Raw genomic sequence first — 24,509 nt, 5'->3', positions numbered from 1 at the left:
GGTTCGGTGAGATAATCCGAGGATGCCCACCCACTCCGCATTGGACAGCGTCGAGAACGCGGTACGGCGGCGTGGTGCCGACCTTGTCGAGTTGTCGCACGCGATCCATGCCGAGCCCGAGCTCGCGTTCGCCGAGCACCGCAGCTGCGCCAAGACGCAGGCGCTGGTGGCCGAGCGTGGCTTCGAAGTCACCAAGGCCGCCGGTGGCCTGGACACCGCGTTCCGCGCCGATTTCGGCAGCGGGCCGCTGGTCGTCGGCGTCTGCGCCGAGTACGACGCCCTGCCCGGCATCGGACACGCCTGCGGCCACAACATCATCGCGGCGTCCGCGGTCGGAACAGCGCTGGCGCTGGCTGAGGTCGCCGACGAGCTGGGCCTGACGGTGGCCCTGATCGGCACCCCCGCCGAGGAGGCCGGCGGGGGTAAAGCCCTGCTGCTGCAGGCCGGAACCTTCGACGATGTCGCTGCGGCCGTGATGCTGCATCCCGGCCCCACCGACATCGCCGCCGCACGCTCACTGGCCCTGTCCGAGGTGACGGTCGACTATCGGGGCAAGGAGTCGCATGCGGCCGTCGCGCCGTTTCTGGGCGTCAACGCCGCCGACGCGGTCACCGTCGCGCAGGTCGCGATCGGCCTGTTGCGTCAGCAACTGGCCCCGGGGCAGCTGGTTCACGGCATCGTCACCAACGGCGGACAGGCGGTCAACGTCATCCCCGGCAACGCGACGCTGCAGTACGCGATGCGCGCACCCGAAATTGACTCGTTGCGCGCGCTGGAAGGCAGGACGTACGCCTGCTTCGCCGCGGGTGCGCTGGCCACCGGGTGCGAATACGAAATCGACACGCCGTCACCGGCCTACGCGGAGCTCAAGCCCGACGACTGGCTGGCCGAGATCTGCCGCGAGGAGATGCGCCGCCTCGGCCGCGAGCCGATCGCACCTGAGTACGAGAAGACGTTGCCGATGGGCAGCACCGACATGGGCAACGTCACGCACGTATTGCCGGGCATTCACCCGGTGATCGGCCTCGACGCCGGCGGCGCCACCGTGCACCAGCGCGCCTTCACCGCGGCCGCCGCGGGGCCCAGCGCCGACCGCGCGGTGATCGAGGGCGCCGTCATGCTGGCGCGCACGGTCGTGCACCTTGCCCAGGACGGCACCGAGCGCGACCGGGTGCTGGCGGCGGCGCAACGTCGGGCCCGCACATGAGCCTGGTCGACACCGCCGAGTCCTGGCTGGCGGCCCATTACGACGATCTGATCGAGTGGCGCCGGCACATCCACCGCTATCCGGAGTTGGGGCGCCAGGAGTACGCCACCACGCAGTTCGTCGCCGAGCGATTGGCCGACGCGGGGCTCAACCCCAAGGTGCTACCCGGCGGCACCGGCCTGACTTGTGATTTTGGTCCGGAGGATCGGCCCCGGATCGCGCTGCGGGCCGACATGGATGCACTGCCGATGGCCGAGCGGACCGGCGCCCCCTACGCCTCCACCATGGCCGGCGTCGCACACGCCTGCGGGCACGATGCGCACACCGCGGTCCTGCTCGGGACCGCGCTGGCGCTGACGTCGGTGCCGGAACTCCCGGTCGGGGTGCGCCTGATCTTTCAGGCCGCCGAGGAGTTGATGCCCGGCGGCGCGATCGACGCGATCGCCGCTGGAGCGCTGATCGGGGTCTCGCGGATCTTCGCCCTGCACTGCGATCCGCGGCTGGAGGTCGGCAAGGTCGCGGTGCGGCAGGGTCCGATCACCTCGGCCGCGGACCACGTCCGGATCGCGCTGTACTCGCCCGGTGGGCACACCTCGCGCCCGCATCTGACCGCGGACCTGGTGTACGGGCTCGGCACGCTGATCACCGGGGTGCCCGGGGTGCTGTCGCGGCGCCTCGACCCGCGCAACGGCACCGTCCTGGTGTGGGGTGCGGTCAACGCCGGCAATGCCGCCAACGCCATCCCGCAAAGCGGTGAGCTGGCCGGCACCGTGCGCACCGCGAGCCGGCACACCTGGCTCGAGCTCGAGGAGATCATCCGCCAGGCCGTCGATGCGCTGCTCGCCCCGTTGGGTATCGAACACACCATGGAGTACCGGCGCGGCGTTCCCCCGGTGGTTAACGAGGAGATCTCGACTCGCATCCTCACCCACGCGATCGAGGCCGTCGGCCCGGACGCGCTGGCCGACACCCGCCAGTCGGGCGGCGGCGAGGACTTCTCCTGGTATCTCGAGGAGATCCCCGGCGCGATGGCGCGATTGGGCGTGTGGTCGGGGGAGGGCCCGCAGCTGGACCTGCACCAGCCGACGTTCGACCTCGACGAGCGGGCGCTGGGGATCGGGCTGCGGGTGATGGTCAACATCGTCGAGCAGTCCGCGATGTTCCCCGATCCCTAGCCGGTGTCAGCTCGTGGTGCCCGGGCCGATGTTGCTGGACGGTCGCGTCCGCAGGTCGTGCACGTATTCCGGTGGTGCGCCCGCGATTTCGGCGGCCTCGGCCATCACGCCCAGGTAGCGCGCCGACGGCAGGCCGCCCTCCCAGGCGTCGAGCACGTAGAGCCAGGCCAGCACCGGGTCGGTGGTGGTGTCCGACGACAAACGCTCCACCCGGCATCTGATCTTCTTGTGGATCCCGAACTCGGAGCCCTCCCAGTGATCCAGGCTCATCTCGTCGGCCGGCGTCATGTCGTATAGCACAACGAACACCTTGGAGTCGGGATCTTCTACGACGGTGGCCAGTGCGCCTTCCCAGCCGATGTCCTCACCGCCGAAGGTCAGCCGCCACCCGTGCAACCAGCCCGTTCCCGCCATCGGGGAGTGCGGTGCGCGCTGCTGCATCTGCTCGGGATGCATGTTCGATCCGTAAGCGGCGTAGAGCGGCACGCAGAAAGCTTAGACGCCGGACGTCCATACGGTATTCATCCGCACGCTCCCCGTGGCCCTTGGCTAGGTTGGTCACGTGGTGACCCGCATCGTGATCCTCGGTGGAGGCCCGGCCGGTTACGAAGCCGCGCTGGTAGCCGCCACTTTGTCTGCTGAACACCCCGATACCACCGACGTCACCGTCGTCGACTCCGAAGGCATCGGCGGGGCGGCGGTCCTGGATGACTGTGTGCCGTCCAAGACGTTCATCGCCTCGACCTGGCTGCGCACTGAACTGCGCCGGGCGCCCCGGCTGGGCTTCGACATCGACATCGACGACGCCAAGATCTCATTGCCGCAGATCCACAAGCGGGTCAAGACGCTGGCCGCCGAACAGTCCGCGGACATCACCGCTCAGCTGCTCGCCCAGGGCGTGCACGTGGTGCGGGGTCGCGGTGAACTGGTCGACGCGACCCCGGGCCTGGCCCGGCACCGCATCAAGGCCACCGCCGTCGACGGGACGGTCACCGAGCACGATGCCGACGTCGTCCTGATCGCCACCGGCGCCAGCCCACGGGTGCTGCCGTCCGCCCAACCCGACGGCGAACGCATCTTGACCTGGCGCGACCTCTACGCGCTGCAGAGCTTGCCCGAGCACCTGGTGGTGGTGGGCTCGGGGGTCACCGGCGCCGAATTCGTGCACGCCTACACCGAGCTCGGCGTGCCGGTGACCGTGGTGGCCAGCCGCGACCGGGTGCTGCCCTACGAGGATGCCGACGCCGCGCTGGTCCTGGAAGAGGCGTTCGCCGAACGCGGCGTCCGGCTGGTCAAAAACGCTCGGGCACAATCGGTCACCCGCACCGGCGATGGTGTGCTGGTCACCCTGGCCGACGGGCGCACCGTCGAGGGCAGCCACGCCCTGATGACGATCGGATCGGTCCCCAACACCGCCGGCCTGGGCCTGGAACGGGTCGGCATCGAGTTGGGCCGGGGCGGCTACCTGACCGTCGACCGAGTCTCGCGGACCTCGGTGCCCGGCATCTACGCCGCCGGCGACTGCACCGGCCTGCTGCTGTTGGCGTCCGTCGCGGCCATGCAGGGCCGCATCGCGATGTATCACGCCCTGGGTGAGGGAGTCAGCCCGATCCGGCTGCGCACGGTCGCCGCGACGGTGTTCACCCGGCCCGAGATCGCCGCCGTGGGCGTGCCGCAATCGATGATCGACGACGGTTCGGTGCCCGCCCGGACCATCATGTTGCCGTTGCGGACCAATGCGCGGGCGAAGATGTCGGGGCTGCAGCAGGGCTTCGTCAAGATGTTCTGCCGCAGGTCCACCGGGGTCGTCATCGGCGGCGTGGTGGTGGCGCCGATTGCCTCGGAGTTGATCCTGCCGATCGCGGTGGCGGTGCAAAACCGCATCACGGTCAACGAGCTGGCGCAGACGCTGGCGGTCTACCCGTCGCTGTCCGGTTCCATTACCGAGGCCGCGCGCCGGCTGATGGCCCACGACGATCTGGACTGAGGACAGGCCGTCCGCCGTCCGACGAACTAGCCTTGGTGGTGCCCCGCCTACTGACGAGTAACCGACAGGAGCCCGTTGCCGTGACTGACCCGTTGTCCACGTTGGGACCGCAGCAGCGCGCGGCCGCCTGGGAGCGGCTCGGATCTGAGCAGTTCGACGTTGTCGTGATCGGCGGCGGTGTGGTCGGTTCCGGCTGCGCGCTGGATGCCGCCACCCGCGGGCTCAAGGTCGCGCAGGTCGAGGCGCGCGATCTGGCCTCGGGTACCTCCAGCCGGTCGTCGAAGATGTTCCACGGTGGGCTGCGCTACCTCGAACAGCTGGAGTTCGGGTTGGTGCGCGAGGCGCTCTACGAGCGCGAACTCTCACTGACTACGTTGGCGCCGCATCTGGTCAAGCCGCTGCCGTTTCTGTTCCCGCTGACGCATCGGTGGTGGGAGCGTCCGTACACCGCGGCGGGCATTTTCCTTTACGACAGCCTGGGCGGCGCGAAATCGGTTCCCGCGCAAAAGCATTTGACGCGCGCCGGCGCATTACGACTAAGTCCTGGGTTAAAACGATCGTCCTTGATCGGGGGCATCCGCTACTACGACACCGTCGTCGACGACGCCCGGCACACGATGACCGTTGCGCGCACCGCGGCGCACTACGGGGCGGTGGTGCGGTGTTCGACCCAAGTGGTTGCGCTGTTGCGCGAGGGGGACCGGGTGATCGGGGTTCGGGTCCGTGATTCCGAGGACGGCTCGGTCGCCGAGGTCCGCGGTCACGTCGTGGTCAACGCGACCGGGGTGTGGACCGACGAGATCCAGGCATTGTCCAAGCAACGCGGGCGGTTTCAGGTGCGCGCTTCCAAGGGCGTGCACGTGGTGGTGCCGCGGGATCGGATCGTCAGCGACGTGGCCATCATCCTGCGCACCGAGAAGTCGGTGATGTTCGTGATCCCGTGGGGTGGCCACTGGATCATCGGCACCACCGATACCGACTGGAATCTCGACCTGGCGCACCCGGCCGCCACCAAGGCCGACATCGACTACATCCTCGGCACCGTGAATACCGTGCTGGCAACGCCGCTTACGCACGCCGACATCGACGGCGTGTACGCGGGACTGCGACCGCTGCTGGCCGGGGAGAGCGAAGAGACCTCGAAGTTGTCCCGGGAGCACGCGGTCGCGGTGCCCGCGCCCGGCCTGGTGGCCATTGCCGGCGGCAAGTACACCACCTATCGGGTGATGGCCGCCGACGCGATCGACACCGCCGCTCAGTTCGTGCCGGCCCGGGTCGCGCCGTCGATCACCGAGAAGGTCGGCTTGCTGGGCGCCGAGGGGTACTTCGCCCTGATCAATCAGGTCGAACACGTCGGCGAGCTGGTGGGCCTGCATCCGTACCGGGTGCGCCATCTGCTGGACCGCTACGGCTCGTTGATGGACGACGTGCTGGCTCTGGCCGCCGACCGTCCCGAACTGCTCACCCCGATCACCGAGGCGCCCGGATACCTGAAGGTGGAAGCCCTCTACGCCGTCACCGCCGAGGGGGCGCTGCATCTCGAGGACATCCTGGCCCGCCGGATGCGCATCTCGATCGAGTACTCGCACCGCGGCGTCGACTGCGCTCGGGAGGTGGCCGACATCGTGGCGCCGGTGCTGGGCTGGAGCGCTACGGATGTGCAGCGTGAGGTCGCCAACTACACGGCGCGGGTGGAGGCCGAGATCCTGTCGCAGGCGCAGCCCGACGATGTGTCGGCCGACGAATTGCGGGCCAGCGCGCCCGAAGCGCGGGCCGAGATCCTCGAGCCGGTCCCGCTCAATTGAGAGCCGCGCCGCTCCCGGTGCGTGACGGCTTGGGGCCCGCGCGGGTACGGCTGCGCGGCGGGGTAGTGCTGGCCGAGCTCGCCGCCCGGTTCGGCGAGCCAGCCCGGGACCGGGTGCTGGCCGGGGAGGTGGTTGATGCCGACGGCGCGGTAATCGACGAAAAGACGGTATTGCCAGCCGGTTCCAGCGTCTACCTGTACCGCGACCTACCCGACGAGGTGCCCGTCCCCGGGGTGATGCCGGTGCTGTATCGCGACGACGACATCGTGGTCGTGGACAAGCCGCACTTTTTGGCCACCATGCCGCGCGGCAGGCACGTCGCGCAGACCGCACTGGTGCGGCTGCGCCGCGAGCTGGAGTTGCCGGAGCTGAGTCCGGCGCACCGGCTCGACCGGCTGACGGCCGGGGTGCTGCTGTTCACCACCCGGCGCGAGGTGCGCGGCGCCTACCAAAGCCTGTTCGCGCGCGGTCTAGTGCGTAAGACCTACCTGGCCCGGGCTGCCGTCGACCCGTTCGTGGCGCTGCCGCGGGTTATCCGCAACCGCATCGTCAAACGCCGCGGCCAGCTGCAGGCGGTCACCGAGCCCGGTCTCCCGAACGCGCAGACGCTGGTCGAGCTGTTGTCGGCCGACGGCCTTTACCGGTTGACGCCGCGCACCGGGCGAACCCACCAACTGCGCCTGCACATGGCGTCGCTTGGGTTGTCAATCATCGGTGATCCGTTGTATCCCAACGTGATCGACATCCCCGCCGACGACTTCAGCACTCCGCTGCGGTTGCTGGCTCAACGAATCGAGTTCGTCGACCCGCTGACCGGGTCGTGCCGCGACTTCGTCAGCGGGCGCGACGTGCCGTAGCTGTTTGGCTGCGCCGGGCCCGGGTAAGCCGACGCGGTGGACATCACCGTGACGTTCGTCGGCAACGCGACCACGCTGATCGGTGCGGGCGGACTGACTCTGTTGACCGACCCCAACTTCCTGCATCGCGGCCAGCACGCGTACCTCGGCTACGGCCTGGTGTCCAAACGCTTGAAGGAACCGGCGTTGAGCATCGACGAACTGCCGCCGATCGACGCGGTCGTGTTGTCGCACCTACATGGCGACCACTGGGACCGGGTCAGCCAGAAACGGCTGGACCATAGCCTGCCGATCATCACCACACCACACGCCGCCAAAAGGCTGCGCCACCGCGGATTCGCTGGTGCACAAGGTCTTTCGACGTGGCAGCAGCACAGCGTCGGCAACGGCGGCGTCTCCGTGACGATCACCTCGATGCCGGGCCGGCACGCGCCCGTCTGGGGTCACCGGCTGCTCCCGCCGGTGATGGGTACGATGCTGGAATTTGCTTCCGTCGACGGCGCAACGCGGCGACGGCTCTACATATCCGGTGACACGTTGTTGATCGACGAGCTCAAAGCCATTCCGGCGCATTTCCATTCGATCGACGCCGGCCTGCTACACCTGGGCGGAACCCGACTGCCCGCCGGCCGGCACCTACCCTGGGGCCTGACCGTCACCATGGATGGTCGCCAAGGCGCCGAGCTGGCGGCAATGCTCACGCTGCCGAAGGTCATTCCGGTCCACTTCGACGACTACGGCGTGTTCGCCTCACCCCTGGCGGACTTCGTCCGGGAGATGGCGGAGCGCGGGTTGGCCGACCGCGTCATCGAGCTGCGCCGCGGCGCAGCGATAACTCTGTGACGCGGCCGGGCAGCCGGCGGCGGTCGTTATGGCAGCTGCCGGGTTTCGGCGTCCAGGATGCCTTGGGCGATTCGATCCGCCGATGTGGAGTTGGCAAGTTGGGGCGGGGCCCCGCAGGTACACGAAAACTGGTCAAACAACGGGTTGGCGCTCGCCGGCGCTGCAAGCCCGACCGTGGCAGCGAAAAGGACGACGCCACTGATAGTTATTTTCGCGATCATTTACAAGCCTCCGTTTGTTCACCTGGCGTTCAACTTTACACTCAGGCGGAGGCTAAAAAGATCACAACTTGCCGACGACTATGCCTGCGGCTTCAGATCCTGCGCGGGCGGCATGTATTTCGGGCAGTAGGACCGGATCGCCGCGCCGACGAAAAAGCCGGCGTCGTAGTCGGGCAGGCTGCTGCTGTTCATCACGTCGACGACCACTTCGTTCGGCGACATGCCTTGTTGGAGGTACTCACACACCTTTTTCGCTGCACTGATCGCGGCAGGGACCGAATCGTGGGTGATGCCGTCGGAGATCAGCAGCTGAATGAATTTGTCGTCGTTGGCATCCGCGTGCGCGGCAGGAGCCAACCCTGCTCCGAGCGCACCAAGCGACGCGGCGATCGCCACGACAATTCGAGTGCCCGACGGCATGTTGAGGGTGCCGGACTTGCCAATTTTCACGCGTCTAATCATCTCGCATCACGCGATAGTTGCCAACGCGAACGAATCTGAAGAACGGATGAACACGTTGGTTTTCAGCGCCACCTCGGGTATGGGTGGCCCGTCCCGACCGATCCGTCGGCGCAGTAGGTAATTTGTGCCCATGCCGTACCCGAGATGGTTGTTGCCGGCTCTGCTGGCGATCTGTCTTGCCGGCTGCGGCGTGCAGCATGTGTCGGCGGCCGCGCCTCGCGATTTGCCGGGGACGTTCCGTTCCGGCGGCATAGATCGGACTTTCGTGGTCCATGTGCCACCCGGCGATCCGATCGGCTTGGTGCTCAGCCTGCACGGGGGCGGCGGCAGTGGTAAGGGGCAGCGCGGTTTGACCGACTTCGACTCCGTCGCCGACAACCACAACCTGCTGGTCGTTTATCCGGACGGGTACGACAAGAGCTGGGCGGACGGGCGTGGCGCGTCACCCGCGGATCGCCGGCACATTGACGATGTCGGATTTTTGGCTGGCCTGGCCGAAAAGCTGCGCAACGACTACAACATCGCGCCGGGCCACGTCTATGTGACGGGAATGTCCAACGGCGGCTTCATGTCCAACCGGCTGGCTTGTGATCGCGCTGATGTTTTCTCCGCGATCGCACCGGTGGCCGGCACGTTGGGGGTGGGTGTGACATGCAATCCCTCCCAGCCGGTTTCGGTGTGGGAGGCGCACGGGACCGCCGACCCGTTGGTGCACTTCAACGGCGGGGACGTCCGGGGTCGCGGCGGGCTGAGTCACTCGATCTCGGTCGAAGCCATGGTGGCGAAGTGGCGGTCGGCCGACGGGTGCCAGGGTGACCCGATCGCAACGGTGTTGCCTAATGTCGGGGACGGCACTGTCGTGCACCGGTTCGATTCGACGGGGTGCGCGGCAGGCACCGAGGTGGTTTTCTATCAGATCGACAAGGGTGGGCACACCTGGCCGGGCGGGAAGCAGTATCTGCCGAAACAGGTCATCGGACCGACGACCCGCGCGCTGGACGGCTCGGAAGCGATTGCGCAGTTTTTCCTGGCGCACGGCCGCGACTAGCCCACTTCAGCGCTGACACGACGGGCACCAGTAGGCGATCCGTTGGCCGGTGTCGTCGACGACGATGCGGGCGCCGCAGCGACGGCACGCCTGTCCGGCCCGGCCATAGACCCACAGCTGCTGACCCGGGCGGGTGTCGCCGGTGGTGCAGCGATTCCAGCGAAAACGGTTGGCCCACAGCATATCCCGGGCCCGGGCGACCAGACGCCGAGGGTTGGCGACCGCGCTGACCGGCGCGGTGGGCAGATGCCCTGCGATGAAGCACAATTCGTTGCAGTAAACATTGCCCACGCCGGCCAGCACGCGCTGGTCGAGCAGAGCTTGGGCAAGCGGCCGGTCCGGTTGTGCGGTCAGGTTGGCCGCGGCCAGCTCGGCGTTCCAGTCGGGCCCGAGCAGGTCCGGCCCCAGGTGTGCGACGGCCTGGCCGTCGTGTTCGCGGTCGAGCACCTCCAGTACGGCTAGGTCGATGCCAACGGCGCCAATATCGTTGGCTTCCAAGATGATGCGAGCCCGGTGATCCACCCGTGCCGGCCGATTCCCGACCCGCCAGCTGCCGTCCATCTTCAGGTGCGAGTGAATGCTGGCCTGGCCCACTCGGATGAACAGGTGCTTGCCGCGGCTGAGCACCTCGTCGACGACGTGGCCGGTGAGGTCGACGGTGGCGAACTGCGGTACCCGGATGTCGCAGCGGGTCAGGGTCTGCCCGCACAGATGCTTGCGCAGTACCGCCGCGGTGTGCCAGACCGTGTCACCCTCGGGCATGGTGCTTCGCCGTGGTCATCGCAGCCGCATTCCGCGTGGTGTGCGAGCGAAGCCGGCCTCGGAGAGGGCAACGGCTACCGGGCTCGTCCCGCCGGCGGGTTGCAGCGCCGGCACGCCGTTGATGCGTTCGACCAGAATCGATTCGACGCGCCGGGCGGTGACTAGGTCGGCCAACGCCTGGGCGGCGGCGTGGTGGGCGTCCGCGTCGTCGGTGAAGGTGAGCAATGTCCGCCCGCCGCGTTCCAGGAACCACGCCAGCCGGCCGTCGACCAGTGCGACCAGCGCGCCGGCCTTGCGGCCCGGGCGTGCGCCTTCCTCCGATGTCGGCCACGGCAACGCGGCGCCGTACGGGTTCGCCGGGTCGGCGGCGGCCAACACGACCGCCCGGTATTCGGGCCGCTCCGGATCGATCCCGTCGCCGTAGCCGCGGAGCCGGTCGACGGTCGAGGCGACCGCGAATTGGGCGCCGCCCAGCGATTCGACGAAGTATCCGCGCTGGCATCGTCCGGCCTCTTCGAAGGTGCTCAGCACCTTGTACAGGGTGGCGAATCCGCCCGGCACGTTTTCGGCGGCGACTGCACCGCGGGTCAGCACGCCGTGCCGGTTCAGCAGCAACTCGGCTTGATAGTGGGCACGCAGGGTGGAGTCCGGCTCCGGCGCGGGCAGTGCCGACCAGCGGCCGGCCACGGTGGGGTCGCTGGTCCGGGTTTGCGGATGCGCGACGCTGTAGCGGCTCAGCCGCGGCGCCCGGCGGGTGCGGTGCGCGGGGGCCGAACGCTTGCGCGCGCCGGTGCCGGCCAGCAGCGCGCGCACCGGGGCGAAGGTGTCGCCGGTGATCCATCCAGCCCAAATCAATTGCCACAGAGCATCTTTCAGTGTGCTCTCGGAGAGGCCGGGGGCGAGTTGCCGGAAGAAGTACGCGCCGCCGCCGGCAAGGGTGTCCAGGATGGCGCGATGGGCGTCGGTGAAATCGATTTCGTCCGGTGCTGTGCGGGTCAGCGGGGCGGAATCGCTGGCGTGCAACGCGATCCAGCCGTCACTGCCCGAGATCGACCCGGCGCCTGACCAGGTGACTTCCCCGGCCGCCAGCAGCTCGTCGAGCATCGCCGGCGAGTAGTCGCGCACCCGCGGTGCCAGCACCAGCGGCTCGAGCGCCGACGCCGGTATCCGGGCGCCGGCCAGCTGATCGATCACGGACAACAGCCCGTCCAGGCCGCTGGCGCTGCCCAGGTGATGCCACGCCGGCAGGAATCGCCCATAGGCGGCCGTGCTCACCGGCTCGACCTGGGCGCGCAGTGCGGCCAGCGACCGCCGGCGCAGGATCCGTAGCACGTCGGCGTCGCACCACTGCTCGCCGCCGACCCCGCCGGACACCCCGGCCGGCTCGACGGCGACAAAGTCGCCGCGCACCAGCCGGGCCCCGGGCCCTGCTGAGCCGGCCAACCGGGCCAGCACGTCGGCCGTGACCCGCAGCCCCAAACCGAACCGTGCGGCCGCCTCGGCGGTAGTGAACGGCGTGCGGGTGCGGGCGTAACGGCCCAGCAGCTCACCCAGCGGGTCGGCCACCTGCTCGGTGAACGTGGCCGGGACGCCCGGCGGGACGGGCGCACCGACGCCGTCGCGCAGCCGGCCGATGTCCTCGATGGCTACCCACCAGGTGCGGCCGGCGAACGAGACGGTCAGCGCGCGCCGGGCGGCGCGCAGACCTTCCAGCCAGCCGCCGATGTCGGTGCCGTCGGCGGTGGCTGCGCGCTCGGCGATCTCGTCTTCGGTCAGCGGGCCCAGCAGCCGCAGCAGGTCGGCGACGGCCTCGGCATCCCGGGCGGCGCGGTCGGCGGACAAATGCTGGAGCTGGCGGCCGGTCGTGCTCACTACGTCGGGGTCGAGCAGCTCACGCAGTTCCACCCGGCCCAGCAGCTCGGCCAGCAGTGAGCTGTCCAGCGACAGGGCCGCCGCGCGGCGCTCGGCCAGCGGTGAGTCGCCCTCGTACATGAACGCGCCGACGTAGCCGAAAAGCAGCGAGGCGGCGAACGGTGACGGCTTGGCCGTCTCGGCCTCGAGCACCCGTACCCGGCGGTTGGCGATGCCGGTCATCAGATCGACCAAGGCGGGCACGTCGTACACATCCTGCAGGCATTCCCGGACCGTTTCCAGCACGATCGGGAAGTCCGGATATTTGCGCGCTACGTCCAGCAATTGGGCGGCGCGCTGGCGCTGGTGCCACAGTGGCGAGCGGCGCCCGGGGTGGCGGCGGGGCAGCAGCAGCGCGCGGGCCGCGCATTCCCGGAACCGCGAGGCGAACAATGCCGAGCCGCCCACTTCGGCGGTGACGATCGGGTCGATCTCGTCGGCGTCGAAAACGAAAAGTTCTGCACCGTTGGGCGTTTCGTCCAGAGTGTCGGGTAGGTGCACCACGATGCCGTCGTCGGAGGCGGTCGGCTTCTCGTCGATGCCGTAGCGTTCGGCCAGTCGCCGGCCCACCGCCAACGCCAGCGGCCCGTGCACGCGCAGGCCGTACGGGGAGTGCAGGATCACCCGCCAGTCGCCCAACTCGTCGCGGAATCGCTCCACCACCAAGGTGGTATCGGTGGGCACGGTCCCAGTAGCGCTGCGCTGGTCGTCGAGTAACACCCACAGGTTATCCGCCGCGTAGTCATTGAATCCCAGCTCAGCGCAACGGCGTTCGAACTCTTCGCGACCCAGGCCGGCCAGTTCGCCGGTGAACGCGCCCAGCGCGGCGCCCAGTTCCGCGGGCCGGCCCACGTCGTCGCCACGCCAGAACGGTAACCGTGCCGGGAGTCCCGGTGCTGGGATCACCAGCACTCGGTCGTGGGTGATCTCGGTGATCCGCCAGCTGGTGGCTCCCAACGAGATCACGTCACCGGGCCGCGACTCGTAAACCATTTCCTCGTCGAGTTCGCCCACCCGCGAGGGCTTTTCGGCCTCGCTGGCCAGGTAGACGGTGAACATGCCGCGGTCCGGGATGGCGCCGCCGGAGGTGACCGCCAGCCGCTGCGCGCCGGGCCGCGCGGTCAGCGTGCCGGCTTCGCGATCGTAGACCAGCCGCGGCCGCAGCTCGGAGAATTCGGTGGACGGATACTTACCGGACAGCAGATCCAGGGTCGCCTCGAAGACGCTGCGCGGCAAGGTCGCGAATGGGGCGCTGCGGCGCACCGTTTCGAACCACCGGTCGGCATCGAGCGGCTCTAGCGCGGCCGCCGCGACGGTCTGCTGCGCAAGGATGTCGAGCGGATTGGTGGGTACCCGCATCGTCTCGATCTGACCGGTCAGCATGCGTTGCACGCTGACCGCACAACTGATCAGGTCGGTGCGGTGCTTGGGAAACAGCACCCCGCGCGAAACCTCACCGACCTGGTGACCGGCCCGTCCGATGCGCTGCAGGCCGCTGGCCACCGACGGCGGAGCCTCCACCTGGATCACCAGATCGACGGCCCCCATGTCGATGCCCAACTCCAGGCTCGACGTCGCCACAACCGCCTTGAGCAGCCCGTGTTTGAGGTCCTCTTCGACCAGGGCGCGCTGCTCCTTGCTGACCGACCCATGGTGAGCGCGAGCCAGCACCGTGTCGGCGCCGTAGGTCTGGCCACTGCCCATGATGTGTGCCGGCGCCCCGCCGGGCACCTGGCGGTTGGCTTGTGCGGAGAGTTCGACGCCGCTGCGTTCGGCGTGAATTTCGTTGAGCCGCGCGGTAAGTCGCTCGGCCAGGCGTCGCGAGTTGGCGAACACGATGGTCGAGCCGTGCGCCTCGATCAGATCGACAAGCCGGGATTCGACATCGGGCCAGATTGTGTTGTCGGTCAGGTTGGCCATGTCGGGCACCGGCACCTGCACGGTGAGCTCAAAGCGCTTGGCCGACGGCGGCGCCACTATCGTGGTGGGAGCCGGTCCGGACAGGAAACGAGCCAGCTCCTCGGGTGGACGCACGGTCGCGGACAATCCGATGCGCTGCGCGGGCGGCCCGTCTCGCAGCGCGTCCAACCGCTCCAGGGACACCGCCAGGTGTGCCCCGCGCTTACCGGCCGCGATGGCGTGAATCTCGTCGACGATCACCGTCTGCACTCCGGCCAAGGTCTCGCGCGCGGCCGATGTCAGCATCAAGAACAGCGACTCCGGGGTCGTGATCAGCACGTCGGGAGGCGAATTGACGAGCTGGCGGCGGCGCTGCGGCGGGGTGTCACCGGAACGGACGCCGACGCTGATCTCCGGCGGGGGCAGGCCGTGGCGTTCGGCGATGCGGGTCAAACCGGCCAGCGGGGTGCGCAGGTTGCGCTCGACATCGACCGCCAGCGCCTTGAGCGGCGAGACGTACAGCACGCGTGTGCCGGCCGGGCGTTCGCCCGCCGCGGCGAGACTGTCCAACGCCCACAGGAACGCCGCCAGGGTCTTGCCGGAGCCGGTTGGCGCGATGACCAGCGTGTTATTGCCGTCCGCGATGGCCTGCCAGGCCGCAGCTTGCGCGGTGGTGGGAGCGGAGAAGGTGCTGCCGAACCACTCGCGCGTGATCGCGCTGAACTTCTCAAGTGCTTCGGTGCCCACCTAGCCATGGTGCCAACAGGCACCGACAAAGTCCTGTGCCAACAGGCACCGACAAAGTCCTGTGCCAACAGGCACCGACAAAGTCCTATGCCAACAGGCACCGACAAAATCCTATTGCGGTCCTATTGCGGTTGATGCCGAGCGGTCGCCATCGCGTGCGCGAGTTCCGGCGGAATTTCGGGTACCCGGGTGATCGCGTCGAGCAGCGTATGCGCGCACGCATCGGCCAGTCGCTCGGCGCTCACCGTTGGGTCCATGATGCGCTGGCGGCACAGTTCGAACGTGAACGCGATCCAGCCGTTGAGGATGACGCGCAGGTGCCGCTCGACGTCCGGCTCGATCTTGGCCCCGGGAACCTTGGCGACGACCTCGTGGATGCGCGTCATGATGAGTTCCAACTGACGGTTCTTGGCATCGTCTTCGACGCCCAGCAGGTCGGGGTCGGAGCGGCCCATGCCGACGTATGCCGCCCAGGCGGCCTCCGGATTCTGCTCGTGGTAGGCCATGTAGGCCAGCACGCCCATCCGCGCCTCTTCGAACATGGTCAGTCCGGCGACGGGCTGCTTGTTGGTGGCCTCGTACAGCCGGTCGGCCTCGTCCTTGACGACTGCGGCGAAGAAGGACCGCTTGTCGGGGAAATAGTGGTACATCAGGGCACGGGAAACACCGGCTCGCTCGGCGATCTCGTCGATGCGGACTTCGTCGTAAGGCCGCTTCCCAAAGACCTCCGCACCCAGAGCGAGCAGTTCGGCGCGTCGATCCTCGGGGGACAACCGCCTCCTAGCCGTTGGCATGTGTCAGATAGTACCCAGCGACGATGAGAAGCAATTCGTACTTCGTTTATCTCGACTCCACCCGGGAATTTCAGTAACTAATTAGGCGTCGCGGACGAAACACCAAACGGACTCGGTATGCGGGAGGTTTCTCAGATGCCACAAGCCGATGAGCGATCACGTGGTGATCGCCTGGGCCACGAAGACTCGGAGGTGCGCGCCGCCATCCGCTTCGCCGTCCTGGCTGCGGCCGCGGCAGTCGGTTTCATCGTGCTGGCCGCCCTGTGGGTCAGCACGTGTCCGGGCACCGGAGTAGACACTGCGGCTTGCGGTGCGCCACAGCGAACTCTGTTGGCGTTCGGCGGGCCGGTGATCCTCTTGCTGGCCGGATTGTGGGCGTTCCTGCGGACCTACCGGGTCTGGCGCAGTGCGGGGACGTGGTGGGGCTGGCACGGCGCCGGCTGGTTTCTGCTGACCCTGATGATCATCACCGTTTCGATGGGGGTTCCGGCCATTGCCGGTCCGGTGCTAGCGCTGTAACAATTGATAGGCGCGACCCTAGGAGCTGCCATGGGAGACACCTATCACGACCCCGTCGACCATTTACGAACAACGCGGCCCCTCGCCGGTGAATCGTTGATCGATGTGCTGCATTGGCCGGGTTACCTGATGGTGGTGGCCGGCGTCATCGGAGTGTGCGGCAGCCTCGCGGCCTTCGGCAGCGGACACCAGCACGAGGGCATGACCGTCGGGGTCTCCGGGATCCTGGTGATGGTTGTCGGCTTGGTCTGGCTGGTCGTCGAGCACCGGCGGGTCCGCCGGATCTTCAACGAGTGGTACCTCGAACACCCCGATGTGAGCAGGCAGCGTCCCGCCAGCTGACCCCGCGAGACCGGCGGAAATTCGTAGGTTATGGGTCCGACCTAGTGGGTATCAGGTCTAGACCATGATCAGTGCCTGCGGGGTGTCTGGGCTAAGCGGTCGGCGCATCGACGGGGTCACGAGGTCGGGTTCGCCGCTCCTAGGAGGTGCCTGCTTAGCCAGTGACATCCCGGGCGGCGATCATGGCTAACCGGGTTGCCGGTAGCGTCCTTAGGTGCGCTCGATGCGAGGGGTAGTGTGAGTCAAACTTTGCCGGGAGACCCTATGACCGAGGGTGGTTTGCGCCCTGACAAGCGTCAACGCGGCCACAGGGCCGTCGAACTGCATGTTGCTGCACGGCTGGAGAATCTGGCGATGCTGCGCACGCTGGTGGGTGCGATCGGTACCTATGAAGACCTGGACTTCGACGCGGTGGCGGATCTGCGACTCGCAGTCGACGAGGTGTGCACCCGGTTGATCCGGTCGGCGACCGCGGACGCGACGCTCGTCGTGGTGGTCGACCCGCGCGAGAACGAGCTGGTGGTGGAGGCGTCCGCGGCATGCGATACCCACGATGTGGTATCGCCCGGCAGCTTCAGCTGGCATGTGCTGACGTCGCTGGCCGACGACGTCCAGACGTTCCATGACGGCCGCGAACCCAACGAAACCGGCAGTGTTTTCGGCATCACGCTGACAGCGCGACGGGCGGCCGCTGGCCGGTGACAGCGCAAGCTGACGGCGGTTCGGGTTCGCGCCCTAACGAATACGCCGACGTTCCGGACATGTTCCGTGAGCTGGCGAGCATTTCTCCGGACTCGGCGGAATTCCAGCGTCAACGGGACAAGATCGTCGAGCGGTGTTTGCCGCTGGCCGATCACATCGCCCGTCGATTCGAAGGCCGCGGCGAGCCTCGCGACGACTTGGTGCAAGTCGCCCGGGTGGGGCTGGTCAACGCCGTGGTGCGATTCGACGTCGAGACGGGCTCGGACTTCGTGTCGTTCGCGGTGCCGACGATCATGGGCGAGGTTCGCCGGCACTTTCGGGACAACAGTTGGTCGGTCAAGGTGCCGCGGCGGCTCAAGGAGCTACATCTGCGGCTCGGTAGCGCCACTGCCGATTTGTCCCAGCGCCTGGGCCGGGCGCCGACCGCCACCGAACTGGCGGCCGAGCTCGACATGGACCGCGCCGAGGTCGTCGAGGGCCTGGTCGCCGGCAGCTCCTACAACACGTTGTCTATCGACAGCGGCGGGGGAGGCGGCGACGATGACGACGTCCGCGCCATCGCCGACACGCTGGGCGACGTCGACGCCAGCATCGACCGGATCGAGGATCGGGAGGCGCTGCGACCGTTGCTGGAAAGCTTGCCCGAGCGCGAACGAACCGTGTTGGTGCTCCGGTTCTTCGAGTCGATGACCCAAACGCAGATCGCCGAACGGGTCGGCATCTCGCAGATGCACGTGTCCCGGCTGCTGGCGAAGTCGCTATCGCGGCTCCGTGACCAGCTGGAGTAGCGGGCGAGCCAGACCGCCGCTTGCCCACGCGGTCTCCTTCAGCAGCGGCTCGTCGAATGCCGTCGTGACCGGTAGGGTGCCGTCGGGGTCGCAGACCCGCAATAACCGCTCGACCGCAGTGCTGGGCACCATGGCCCAGTTCAGCTGCGCCGCAGAGCACCCCACGTTGATCCGGTGCAGCGCTGAAAAGCCTGCTGTGCCAATGAATTGCAACCGACGCAGATCAAGGATCAGGCGCGTCGCTCGCCGGGCGTTGCGCTCGACGTAGACGACGAGCTGATCGGAGTTCGCGGCATCGAGTTCGCCGTCGACGGTGATTACGGTGCCGGCCTTGCTCCAGCTGGCGCTGAATTGCGCCGTTCGGCAGTGCTGCCAGGATTGAGCCACAGACATTGCTTCACTCCCTCAGCCGAGGATGGGTGCTGTGGGCGGTGCCAGCGCTGAAGCGATGCGGTGGGGAATTCACCTTCCGCGCGGCACTGACATCGTCCGGGCGGCTGTGAACTCAACCTGCCAAGCACCCTACTCCCGGTGCGGGCGAAGCAACACTGTTCTTAGCTGATTCCCAGGATTGCCTGGCTGGTCAGCTACTTGATTTCGGCGAGCACCGTGCCTTGGGTGATGGCCGCACCGGCCTCGACGGCTAGACCGGTGATGGTGCCCTCTTTGTGCGCGGTGACCGGGTTCTCCATCTTCATCGCCTCGAGGACCACGACCAGGTCACCGACCGCCACCTGCTGACCCTCCTCGACCGCGACCTTGACCACGGTGCCCTGCATGGGTGCGGTGACCGCGTCGCCGGAAGCGGCCGCGCCGGCGTGCCCGCCCCGCTTTCGCGGCTTCGGCTTCTTGCGGATGACACCAGCAGGGTCGGCGGCGCCACCATTGGACAGCGCCAGATCGCCCGGCAGCGACACCTCGAGCCGGCGGCCGTTGACCTCGACCACGACCTTCTGTCGCGGCCTGGTCTCCTCCTCGTCGAGCGCTTCGCCGGCGGTGAACGGCTCGATGGTGTTGTCCCACTCCGTCTCAATCCAGCGGGTGTGCACCGCAAAACTGTTGCCGTCGCCGATGAAGGCGGGGTCCCTGATCACGGCCCGGTGGAACGGGATGACGGTGGCCAGGCCTTCGACGTGGAACTCGTCGAGGGCGCGGCGGGAGCGGGCCAGCGCCTCCTCGCGGGTGGCCCCGTAGACGATCAGCTTGGACAGCATGGAGTCGAATTGGCCGCCGATCACCGAACCTGCCTCCACGCCGGAGTCCAGCCGGACCCCGGGGCCGGTGGGGATGTCGTAGCGGGTGACCGGACCGGGCGCGGGCAAGAAGCCGCGTCCGGCGTCCTCGCCGTTGATCCGGAACTCGATCGCATGGCCGCGCGGCGTCGGGTCCTCGGTGAGGTCGAGCTTCTCGCCGTTGGCGATCTTGAACTGTTGCAGCACCAGGTCGATGCCCGCGGTCTCCTCGGTGACGGGGTGCTCGACCTGAAGGCGGGTGTTCACCTCAAGGAAGGAGATCAGCCCGTCCTGGCCGACCAGGTACTCGACGGTTCCGGCGCCGTAGTAACCGGCTTCCTTGCAGATGCGCTTGGCGGACTCGTGGATCTCCTTGCGCTGCGCGTCGGTGAGGAACGGTGCGGGCGCTTCTTCGACCAGCTTCTGGAACCGGCGCTGCAGCGAGCAGTCCCGGGTCCCGGCGACGATGACGTTGCCGTGCTGGTCGGCGATCACCTGTGCTTCCACGTGCCGGGGCTTGTCCAGGTAGCGCTCGACGAAGCACTCACCGCGGCCGAACGCGGCGACGGCCTCACGGGTGGCCGACTCGAACAGCTCGGGGATTTCCTCGAGGGTGCGGGCCACCTTCATACCGCGGCCACCACCACCGAAGGCGGCCTTGATTGCGACGGGGACGCCGTATTCCTTGGCGAATGCGACCACTTCGTCGGCGTCCTTGACCGGGTCCGGGGTTCCCGGCACCAGCGGCGCCTGCGCGCGGGCCGCGATGTGACGAGCGGTCACCTTGTCACCGAGATCGCGGATGGACTGCGGACTGGGCCCGATCCAGATCAAGCCGGCGTCGAGGACCGCCTGGGCGAAGTCGGCGTTCTCCGACAGGAACCCGTACCCGGGGTGGACGGCGTTAGCCCCCGATTTCGCCGCGGCGTCGAGCAGCTTGCCGAAGTCCAGGTAGGACTCCGCGGACGTCTGGCCCCCCAGGGCGAACGCTTCGTCGGCCAGCCGCACGTGCGGCGCGTCGGCGTCGGGTTCGGCATACACCGCCACGCTGGACAGACCCGCATCGCGGGCCGCGCGGATCACCCGGACAGCAATTTCGCCGCGGTTGGCGACGAGCACCTTGGAGATCCTTGAGCTGGCGTGACTGGCCACTGCGCCTCCTGTTTGCGCCTATCTAGCAGAGATTGATCTGCGTGCGTCTCTAAGAGAATTTCTTACAACGATTTTCGGGGAAGTCTAAGCGCCGCGCCGCCGGGCCGATGAGGCGGTGCCGGGTTTTGGGCATTACTCCGTGGTAGCTCGCAGGTGCCGTTTGATGCGGGCCAGCATCGCCGACATGCCACGCAGCCGCAGCGGGCTGATCAACGCGGCCAGCCCCAACTCGGTGTAGAAGTCCTCGGGCACGGCCAGGATGTCGGCGGCGGGTTGTTCGTCGAGGCCGGCGGCCAGGATCGACGCGAATCCGCGGGTGGTGGGCGCCTCGGCGGGAGCGCTGAAGTACAACCGCACCCGATTCGGGTCGGCCGCGTCGACGTGCAGGAACAGTGGTGACTGGCATTCGGGGACGGGCTCCATCGCCGCTTCGGCCAGGTCGTCGGGCAGCTCCGGCAGCTCGTCGGCGAACTCCAGCAGCAGCTTCAGCTTGTCCTGGCCCTGAACTTCGGCGAAGTCCGACACCACCTCGGCCAGCGGCGCGGGCAGGCTCATCAGACCGGGACGGCTCCCGGGCTCTCGCCCGCGACGATGGGCACCCGCACTGTGTTGCCCCACTCGGTCCAGGATCCGTCGTAGTTGCGGACGCCGGCTTTGCCCAGCAAGTAGGTGAGGACGAACCAGGTGTGGCTGGAACGTTCGCCGATGCGGCAGTAGACCACCGGGTTGTCGTCCGATTGGAGGAAGCCGTAGATTTCCTCGAGCTCCTCGCGACTGCGAAACCGTCCGCTCTCGTCGACCGCTTTGCCCCACGGGATCGATTGGGCGGTGGGGATGTGGCCGGCGCGCAGCGCTCCCTCTTCGGGGTAGTCGGGCATGTGTGTGCGCTTGCCGGTGTACTCGTCGGGGGAGCGGACGTCGATCAGCGGCTCGCTGCCCAGGATGCCTAGCACGTCGTCCTTGAAGGCGCGGATGGGTGCGTCGTTGCGTACGACGACGGGGTAGCCGGTGGAAGTTTTCGTCGGCACCTCCAGGCTGGTGTCGCGCCGCTCCGACAGCCAGAGGTCGCGCCCTCCGTTGAGCAGCCGCACGTCGGGGTGGCCGAACAACGTGAAGACCCACAGCGCGTAGGCCGCCCACCAGTTGCTCTTGTCGCCGTAGATCACCACGGTGTCGTCGCGCGAGATGCCTTTGCGGTCCATCAGTTCGGCGAATTGCTCCCCGGTGATGTAGTCACGGACCCGCGGATCGTTGAGGTCGGTATGCCAGTCGATCTTGACAGCGCCGGGGATGTGGCCGACGTCGTAGAGCAGGACGTCTTCGTCGGATTCGACGATGGCCAGGCCGGGTGAGCCCATGTGGCCGGAGAGCCAGTCGGCGGTGACAAGCCGTTCGGGGTGGGCATACTGCGTCAGGGTTGCGCTGGGGTCGGGGGGAAGCGGCACGGGTCAAAGCCTACCGTCAGGCTTGCGGGCGCAGCCCTGGCCGGGTTTAGCGGGCCGGGCGGTTGTCGGCCCACAGGGCCGCGATCGACAGGCCCACGCGGCGCAGCAGTGCGCGGGTCAGGGGCAGTCCGAGTCCGATCACGGCCGACGGGTCGCCCTCGACGCCGTCGATGAACCATCCGCCCAGGCCGTCCAGGGTGAACCCGCCGGCGACTCGCAACGACTCGCCGTCGGCCAGGTAGGCCTCCAGGTCTTCGCGTAGCGGCATCCCGAAATGCACTGTGGTGACTGAATTTTGCACTGCTGAGTCGGTAATCGCGTTGTCCTGCAACCGAATTACGCAATGCCCGGTATACAGTTCTCCGGACCGCCCGGCCATCGACTCCCACAGGTCGCGCGCCGCGGCGGTTGATTCCGGTTTGCCGCAGAGCTGGCCGTCGAGGTAGAGCATCGAATCACAGCCGATGACAACACAATCCGCTGCGACGCCGCGATCGAGTTCGGCGGCGACTTGTTCGGCCTTGGCCCGGGCTAGCGCGCACACCACCTCGCCGGGGCCCGATTTTGGCGAAAGGTCGGCGATGAGGCGTTCTTCGTCGACGCCGGAGACGACGACAAGTGGCTCAATCCCGGCCTGGCGCAAGACTTTCCGACGGCCGGTGGAGGCCGACCCGAGCACGACGCGGGTCATCGCCGCATGTGTACGCGTTCCTGCAGGGTGATTCGCTGATAATTGCTGATTGCGTAGCGCAGCCTGTCGACCGGAAGCCCCCAGCGGGTGCTCTCGGACGGCGGCTGCGCGGGCGTGCCCCCGACGCTGCCCAACACCGTCATCAGCGCGGCCAGCTCCGCGTCGGTGGGATCGCCCCGCAGGATCTGAATGTGCGGCTCGTGCGGTTGGCCGGCGGCGGGCTCGTCGTTCGCCGGGGCCGAACCGTTGGTCTGGCTCATAGCGGAATGTTCCCGTGCTTCTTCGGTGGCAGGTGGGAGATCTTGCGTTCCATCAGCCGCAGCGCCGTGGCGATGTAGCCGCGCGTGTGCGAGGGCGGGATGACGGAGTCCACGTATCCGCGCTCGGCGGCGACGTAGGGATTCACCAGCGTGTCCTCGTACTCCTGCTGCAACTGCAACCGCAGCGCGTCGACGTCCTTACCTTCGGCTGCGGCCTGCTTGAGCTGTTGGCGATAGACGAAGCCGACGGCGCCGGAGGCGCCCATCACCGCGATCTGCGCGGTCGGCCAGGCCAGGTTGACGTCGCAGCCCATGTCCTTGGAACCCATCACGCAGTAGGCGCCGCCGTAGGCCTTGCGAGTGATAACCGTGATCTTGGGGACGGTGGCCTCGCCGTATGCGTACAGCAACTTCGCCCCGCGTCGGATGATGCCGTTGTACTCCTGGCCGGTGCCCGGCAGGAAGCCCGGGACGTCGACCAGCATGATGATCGGAATGTTGAAGCAGTCGCAGGTGCGCACGAACCGGGCGGCCTTCTCCGAGGCATTGATGTCCAGGCAGCCGGCGAACTGGGTGGGCTGGTTGGCCACGATGCCCACTGGGCGGCCGTCGATGCGCCCGAATCCGACGACGATGTTCTGCGCGTAACCGCCCTGGATTTCCAGGAACTCGTCGTCGTCGAGGATCCGGGTGATCACCTCGTGCATGTCGTAGGGCTGGTTCGGCGAGTCCGGGATCAGCGTGTCCAGCTCGAGGTCCTCCTCGGTGAGGTTGTCCTCGATCGGACCCTCCGGAATCGGAACGGCGTAGCGCGGCGGGTCGGTGAAGTTGTTGGGCGGCAGGTAGCTGAGCAGATCGCGGACCCACTCGAACGCGTCCTGCTCACCGGAGGCGACATAGTGCAGCGTGCCCGACTTGGCCATGTGGGTGTGCGCGCCGCCGAGTTCCTCCATGGTGACGTCCTCGCCGGTGACCGTCTTGATGACGTCGGGTCCGGTGATGAACATCTGGCTGGTCTGGTCGACCATGACGACGAAGTCGGTCAGGGCGGGCGAGTAGACGTGCCCGCCGGCCGCGGCCCCCATGATCAGCGAGATCTGCGGGATGACGCCGGAGGCCAGGATGTTGTTGCGGAAGATGCGGCTGTACAGGCCGAGCGAGACCACACCCTCCTGGATGCGCGCGCCGGCGCCGTCGTTGATGCCGATCAGCGGGCGGCCGGTCTTGATGGCCAGGTCCTGGACTTTGACAATCTTCTCGCCGTAGACCTCGCCAAGGCTGCCGCCGAACACCGTGGCGTCCTGGCTGAAGATGCAGACGTCGCGTCCGTCGATGGTGCCGTAGCCGGTGATCACGCCGTCGCCGAGGGGGCGGTTGTTTTCCAGGCCGAAGTTTTTACTGCGGTGCCTGGCCAGCGCGTCGAGCTCGACGAACGAGTCCTCATCGAGCAGGGCGAGGATGCGCTCGCGAGCGGTCAGCTTCCCCTTGGCGTGCACCTTCTCGACGGCCTCCTCGCCGACCGGGTGCAGCGACTCTTCGCGGCGCCGGTGCAACTCGGCCAGCTTGCCTGCGGTGGTGTGGATGTCGATGGTGTGCTCAGCTGCGGGCTCCGCGGTATGAGCCGAGGAGTCGGTAACGCTTGTCATGGGAGTCGAGCTTA

General features: G+C 67.8%; 22 protein-coding genes and 1 pseudogene. 11 read left to right on the top strand and 12 right to left on the bottom strand.

The genetic code is table 11. From position 1 onward, the window contains the following. Window positions 1-22 precede the first annotated feature (22 nt). Together G6N33_RS06810 and G6N33_RS06805 are read left to right on the top strand one after the other, a co-directional pair. Complete coding sequence (locus G6N33_RS06810; RefSeq protein ID WP_101528534.1) at window positions 23-1,207, top strand: M20 family metallopeptidase; 1,185 nt, start codon at window positions 23-25, stop codon at window positions 1,205-1,207. Continuing rightward, window positions 1,204-2,382 carry an amidohydrolase gene (locus G6N33_RS06805; RefSeq protein WP_044509993.1) on the top strand — a complete coding sequence of 393 codons (1,179 nt, stop codon included), beginning with the start codon at window positions 1,204-1,206 and terminating at the stop codon, window positions 2,380-2,382. Before G6N33_RS06810 ends, G6N33_RS06805 begins: the two co-directional genes overlap by 4 nt. A gap of 6 nt (window positions 2,383-2,388) precedes the next feature. On the opposite strand, the gene G6N33_RS06800 is transcribed toward G6N33_RS06805, so the two are convergent. After that, window positions 2,389-2,868 (bottom strand): gamma-glutamylcyclotransferase, encoded by a 480-nt coding sequence (locus G6N33_RS06800; RefSeq protein WP_044509994.1) that lies wholly within the window; start codon window positions 2,866-2,868, stop codon window positions 2,389-2,391. A gap of 76 nt (window positions 2,869-2,944) precedes the next feature. Between G6N33_RS06800 and G6N33_RS06795 the strand changes: the two are divergent. The 4 genes and pseudogenes from G6N33_RS06795 to G6N33_RS06780 form a co-directional block, all read left to right on the top strand. After that, window positions 2,945-4,431, top strand: a pseudogene (locus tag G6N33_RS06795) (NAD(P)H-quinone dehydrogenase); the annotation flags it as partial. Continuing rightward, the gene (locus G6N33_RS06790) at window positions 4,420-6,174 is read left to right on the top strand and encodes a glycerol-3-phosphate dehydrogenase/oxidase (protein ID WP_044512900.1); all 1,755 of its coding nucleotides are present in this window, start codon (window positions 4,420-4,422) and stop codon (window positions 6,172-6,174) included. The pseudogene G6N33_RS06795 and the gene G6N33_RS06790, both read left to right, overlap by 12 nt. Continuing rightward, window positions 6,171-7,031 (top strand): pseudouridine synthase, encoded by an 861-nt coding sequence (locus G6N33_RS06785; protein WP_081662190.1) that lies wholly within the window; start codon window positions 6,171-6,173, stop codon window positions 7,029-7,031. The genes G6N33_RS06790 and G6N33_RS06785 overlap by 4 nt, the downstream gene beginning before the upstream one ends. Window positions 7,032-7,067: 36 nt before the next feature. After that, window positions 7,068-7,874, top strand: a complete 807-nt coding sequence (locus G6N33_RS06780; RefSeq protein WP_044509997.1) for an MBL fold metallo-hydrolase — start codon at window positions 7,068-7,070, stop codon at window positions 7,872-7,874. A gap of 299 nt (window positions 7,875-8,173) precedes the next feature. Here the strand turns inward: G6N33_RS06780 and G6N33_RS06775 are convergent, their stop codons facing one another. Further along, entirely contained in the window at window positions 8,174-8,491 is a 318-nt protein-coding gene (locus tag G6N33_RS06775) for a DUF732 domain-containing protein (RefSeq protein WP_231382559.1), read from the bottom strand. Window positions 8,492-8,687: 196 nt separating this feature from the next. Between G6N33_RS06775 and G6N33_RS06770 the strand changes: the two genes are divergently transcribed. Continuing rightward, window positions 8,688-9,605, top strand: coding sequence for an extracellular catalytic domain type 1 short-chain-length polyhydroxyalkanoate depolymerase (locus G6N33_RS06770; RefSeq protein ID WP_044509999.1), 918 nt, complete (start codon window positions 8,688-8,690; stop codon window positions 9,603-9,605). A 6-nt stretch (window positions 9,606-9,611) separates the two neighbouring features. On the opposite strand, the gene nei2 is transcribed toward G6N33_RS06770, so the two are convergent. From nei2 to G6N33_RS06755, 3 genes are all read right to left on the bottom strand, one after another. Further along, entirely contained in the window at window positions 9,612-10,367 is a 756-nt protein-coding gene (nei2, locus tag G6N33_RS06765) for an endonuclease VIII Nei2 (protein ID WP_044510000.1), read from the bottom strand. A 15-nt stretch (window positions 10,368-10,382) separates the two neighbouring features. Beyond that, on the bottom strand, window positions 10,383-14,924 hold the full coding sequence (locus G6N33_RS06760; protein ID WP_101528533.1) for an ATP-dependent helicase: 4,542 nt from the start codon (window positions 14,922-14,924) through the stop codon (window positions 10,383-10,385). Between the two features lie 122 nt (window positions 14,925-15,046). Further along, on the bottom strand, window positions 15,047-15,718 hold the full coding sequence (locus tag G6N33_RS06755) for a TetR/AcrR family transcriptional regulator (protein WP_044510002.1): 672 nt from the start codon (window positions 15,716-15,718) through the stop codon (window positions 15,047-15,049). 135 nt (window positions 15,719-15,853) lie between these two features. Here G6N33_RS06755 and G6N33_RS06750 point away from each other — a divergent pair, with 135 nt between their 5' ends. The 4 genes from G6N33_RS06750 to G6N33_RS06735 all read left to right on the top strand — a co-directional run bounded on the left by G6N33_RS06750 (window position 15,854) and on the right by G6N33_RS06735 (window position 18,069). Then, complete coding sequence (locus tag G6N33_RS06750) at window positions 15,854-16,237, top strand: hypothetical protein (protein ID WP_044510003.1); 384 nt, start codon at window positions 15,854-15,856, stop codon at window positions 16,235-16,237. Window positions 16,238-16,267: 30 nt separating this feature from the next. Next, window positions 16,268-16,579 (top strand): protein UsfY, encoded by a 312-nt coding sequence (gene usfY / locus G6N33_RS06745; protein ID WP_044510004.1) that lies wholly within the window; start codon window positions 16,268-16,270, stop codon window positions 16,577-16,579. Window positions 16,580-16,843: 264 nt separating this feature from the next. Beyond that, complete coding sequence (locus tag G6N33_RS06740; protein WP_044510005.1) at window positions 16,844-17,281, top strand: anti-sigma factor; 438 nt, start codon at window positions 16,844-16,846, stop codon at window positions 17,279-17,281. Next, window positions 17,278-18,069 (top strand): RNA polymerase sigma factor SigF, encoded by a 792-nt coding sequence (locus G6N33_RS06735; RefSeq protein ID WP_044510006.1) that lies wholly within the window; start codon window positions 17,278-17,280, stop codon window positions 18,067-18,069. The genes G6N33_RS06740 and G6N33_RS06735 overlap by 4 nt, the downstream gene beginning before the upstream one ends. Here G6N33_RS06735 and G6N33_RS06730 read toward each other — a convergent pair. From G6N33_RS06730 to G6N33_RS06700, 7 genes are all read right to left on the bottom strand, one after another. After that, complete coding sequence (locus G6N33_RS06730; RefSeq protein WP_044510007.1) at window positions 18,040-18,462, bottom strand: STAS domain-containing protein; 423 nt, start codon at window positions 18,460-18,462, stop codon at window positions 18,040-18,042. The two genes, G6N33_RS06735 and G6N33_RS06730, sit on opposite strands and share 30 nt — an antisense overlap. Before the next feature lie 194 nt (window positions 18,463-18,656). Beyond that, entirely contained in the window at window positions 18,657-20,453 is a 1,797-nt protein-coding gene (locus G6N33_RS06725; RefSeq protein ID WP_044510008.1) for an acetyl/propionyl/methylcrotonyl-CoA carboxylase subunit alpha, read from the bottom strand. A gap of 132 nt (window positions 20,454-20,585) precedes the next feature. Next, on the bottom strand, window positions 20,586-21,008 hold the full coding sequence (locus G6N33_RS06720; protein WP_044510009.1) for a SufE family protein: 423 nt from the start codon (window positions 21,006-21,008) through the stop codon (window positions 20,586-20,588). Beyond that, complete coding sequence (locus G6N33_RS06715) at window positions 21,008-21,898, bottom strand: sulfurtransferase (RefSeq protein ID WP_044510010.1); 891 nt, start codon at window positions 21,896-21,898, stop codon at window positions 21,008-21,010. The genes G6N33_RS06720 and G6N33_RS06715 overlap by 1 nt, the downstream gene beginning before the upstream one ends. Before the next feature lie 46 nt (window positions 21,899-21,944). Then, window positions 21,945-22,589, bottom strand: a complete 645-nt coding sequence (locus tag G6N33_RS06710) for a Maf family protein (protein WP_044510011.1) — start codon at window positions 22,587-22,589, stop codon at window positions 21,945-21,947. Beyond that, window positions 22,586-22,849, bottom strand: a complete 264-nt coding sequence (locus tag G6N33_RS06705; RefSeq protein ID WP_044510012.1) for an acyl-CoA carboxylase subunit epsilon — start codon at window positions 22,847-22,849, stop codon at window positions 22,586-22,588. The genes G6N33_RS06710 and G6N33_RS06705 overlap by 4 nt, the downstream gene beginning before the upstream one ends. Continuing rightward, on the bottom strand, window positions 22,846-24,495 hold the full coding sequence (locus G6N33_RS06700) for an acyl-CoA carboxylase subunit beta (protein WP_044510013.1): 1,650 nt from the start codon (window positions 24,493-24,495) through the stop codon (window positions 22,846-22,848). The genes G6N33_RS06705 and G6N33_RS06700 overlap by 4 nt, the downstream gene beginning before the upstream one ends. Between the last annotated feature and the right edge of the window lie 14 nt (window positions 24,496-24,509).

The sequence above is a fragment of the Mycobacterium simiae genome (assembly GCF_010727605.1).
GTDB classification, from domain to species: domain Bacteria; phylum Actinomycetota; class Actinomycetes; order Mycobacteriales; family Mycobacteriaceae; genus Mycobacterium; species Mycobacterium simiae.
This window is presented reverse-complemented; position numbering and strand designations above follow the sequence as displayed.

Bases quoted from the DNA above. Each gene is read 5' to 3' on its own strand.
- nei2 (WP_044510000.1), bottom strand. From the start codon at position 10,367: ATGCCCGAGGGTGACACGGTCTGGCACACCGCGGCGGTACTGCGCAAG.
- G6N33_RS06750 (WP_044510003.1), top strand. From the start codon at position 15,854: ATGCCACAAGCCGATGAGCGATCACGTGGTGATCGCCTGGGCCACGAA.
- G6N33_RS06810 (WP_101528534.1), top strand. From the start codon at position 23: ATGCCCACCCACTCCGCATTGGACAGCGTCGAGAACGCGGTACGGCGG.
- G6N33_RS06700 (WP_044510013.1), bottom strand. From the start codon at position 24,495: ATGACAAGCGTTACCGACTCCTCGGCTCATACCGCGGAGCCCGCAGCT.
- G6N33_RS06720 (WP_044510009.1), bottom strand. From the start codon at position 21,008: ATGAGCCTGCCCGCGCCGCTGGCCGAGGTGGTGTCGGACTTCGCCGAA.
- G6N33_RS06740 (WP_044510005.1), top strand. From the start codon at position 16,844: ATGACCGAGGGTGGTTTGCGCCCTGACAAGCGTCAACGCGGCCACAGG.
- G6N33_RS06805 (WP_044509993.1), top strand. From the start codon at position 1,204: ATGAGCCTGGTCGACACCGCCGAGTCCTGGCTGGCGGCCCATTACGAC.
- G6N33_RS06705 (WP_044510012.1), bottom strand. From the start codon at position 22,849: ATGAGCCAGACCAACGGTTCGGCCCCGGCGAACGACGAGCCCGCCGCC.
- G6N33_RS06755 (WP_044510002.1), bottom strand. From the start codon at position 15,718: ATGCCAACGGCTAGGAGGCGGTTGTCCCCCGAGGATCGACGCGCCGAA.
- usfY (WP_044510004.1), top strand. From the start codon at position 16,268: ATGGGAGACACCTATCACGACCCCGTCGACCATTTACGAACAACGCGG.
- G6N33_RS06770 (WP_044509999.1), top strand. From the start codon at position 8,688: ATGCCGTACCCGAGATGGTTGTTGCCGGCTCTGCTGGCGATCTGTCTT.
- G6N33_RS06710 (WP_044510011.1), bottom strand. From the start codon at position 22,589: ATGACCCGCGTCGTGCTCGGGTCGGCCTCCACCGGCCGTCGGAAAGTC.
- G6N33_RS06730 (WP_044510007.1), bottom strand. From the start codon at position 18,462: ATGTCTGTGGCTCAATCCTGGCAGCACTGCCGAACGGCGCAATTCAGC.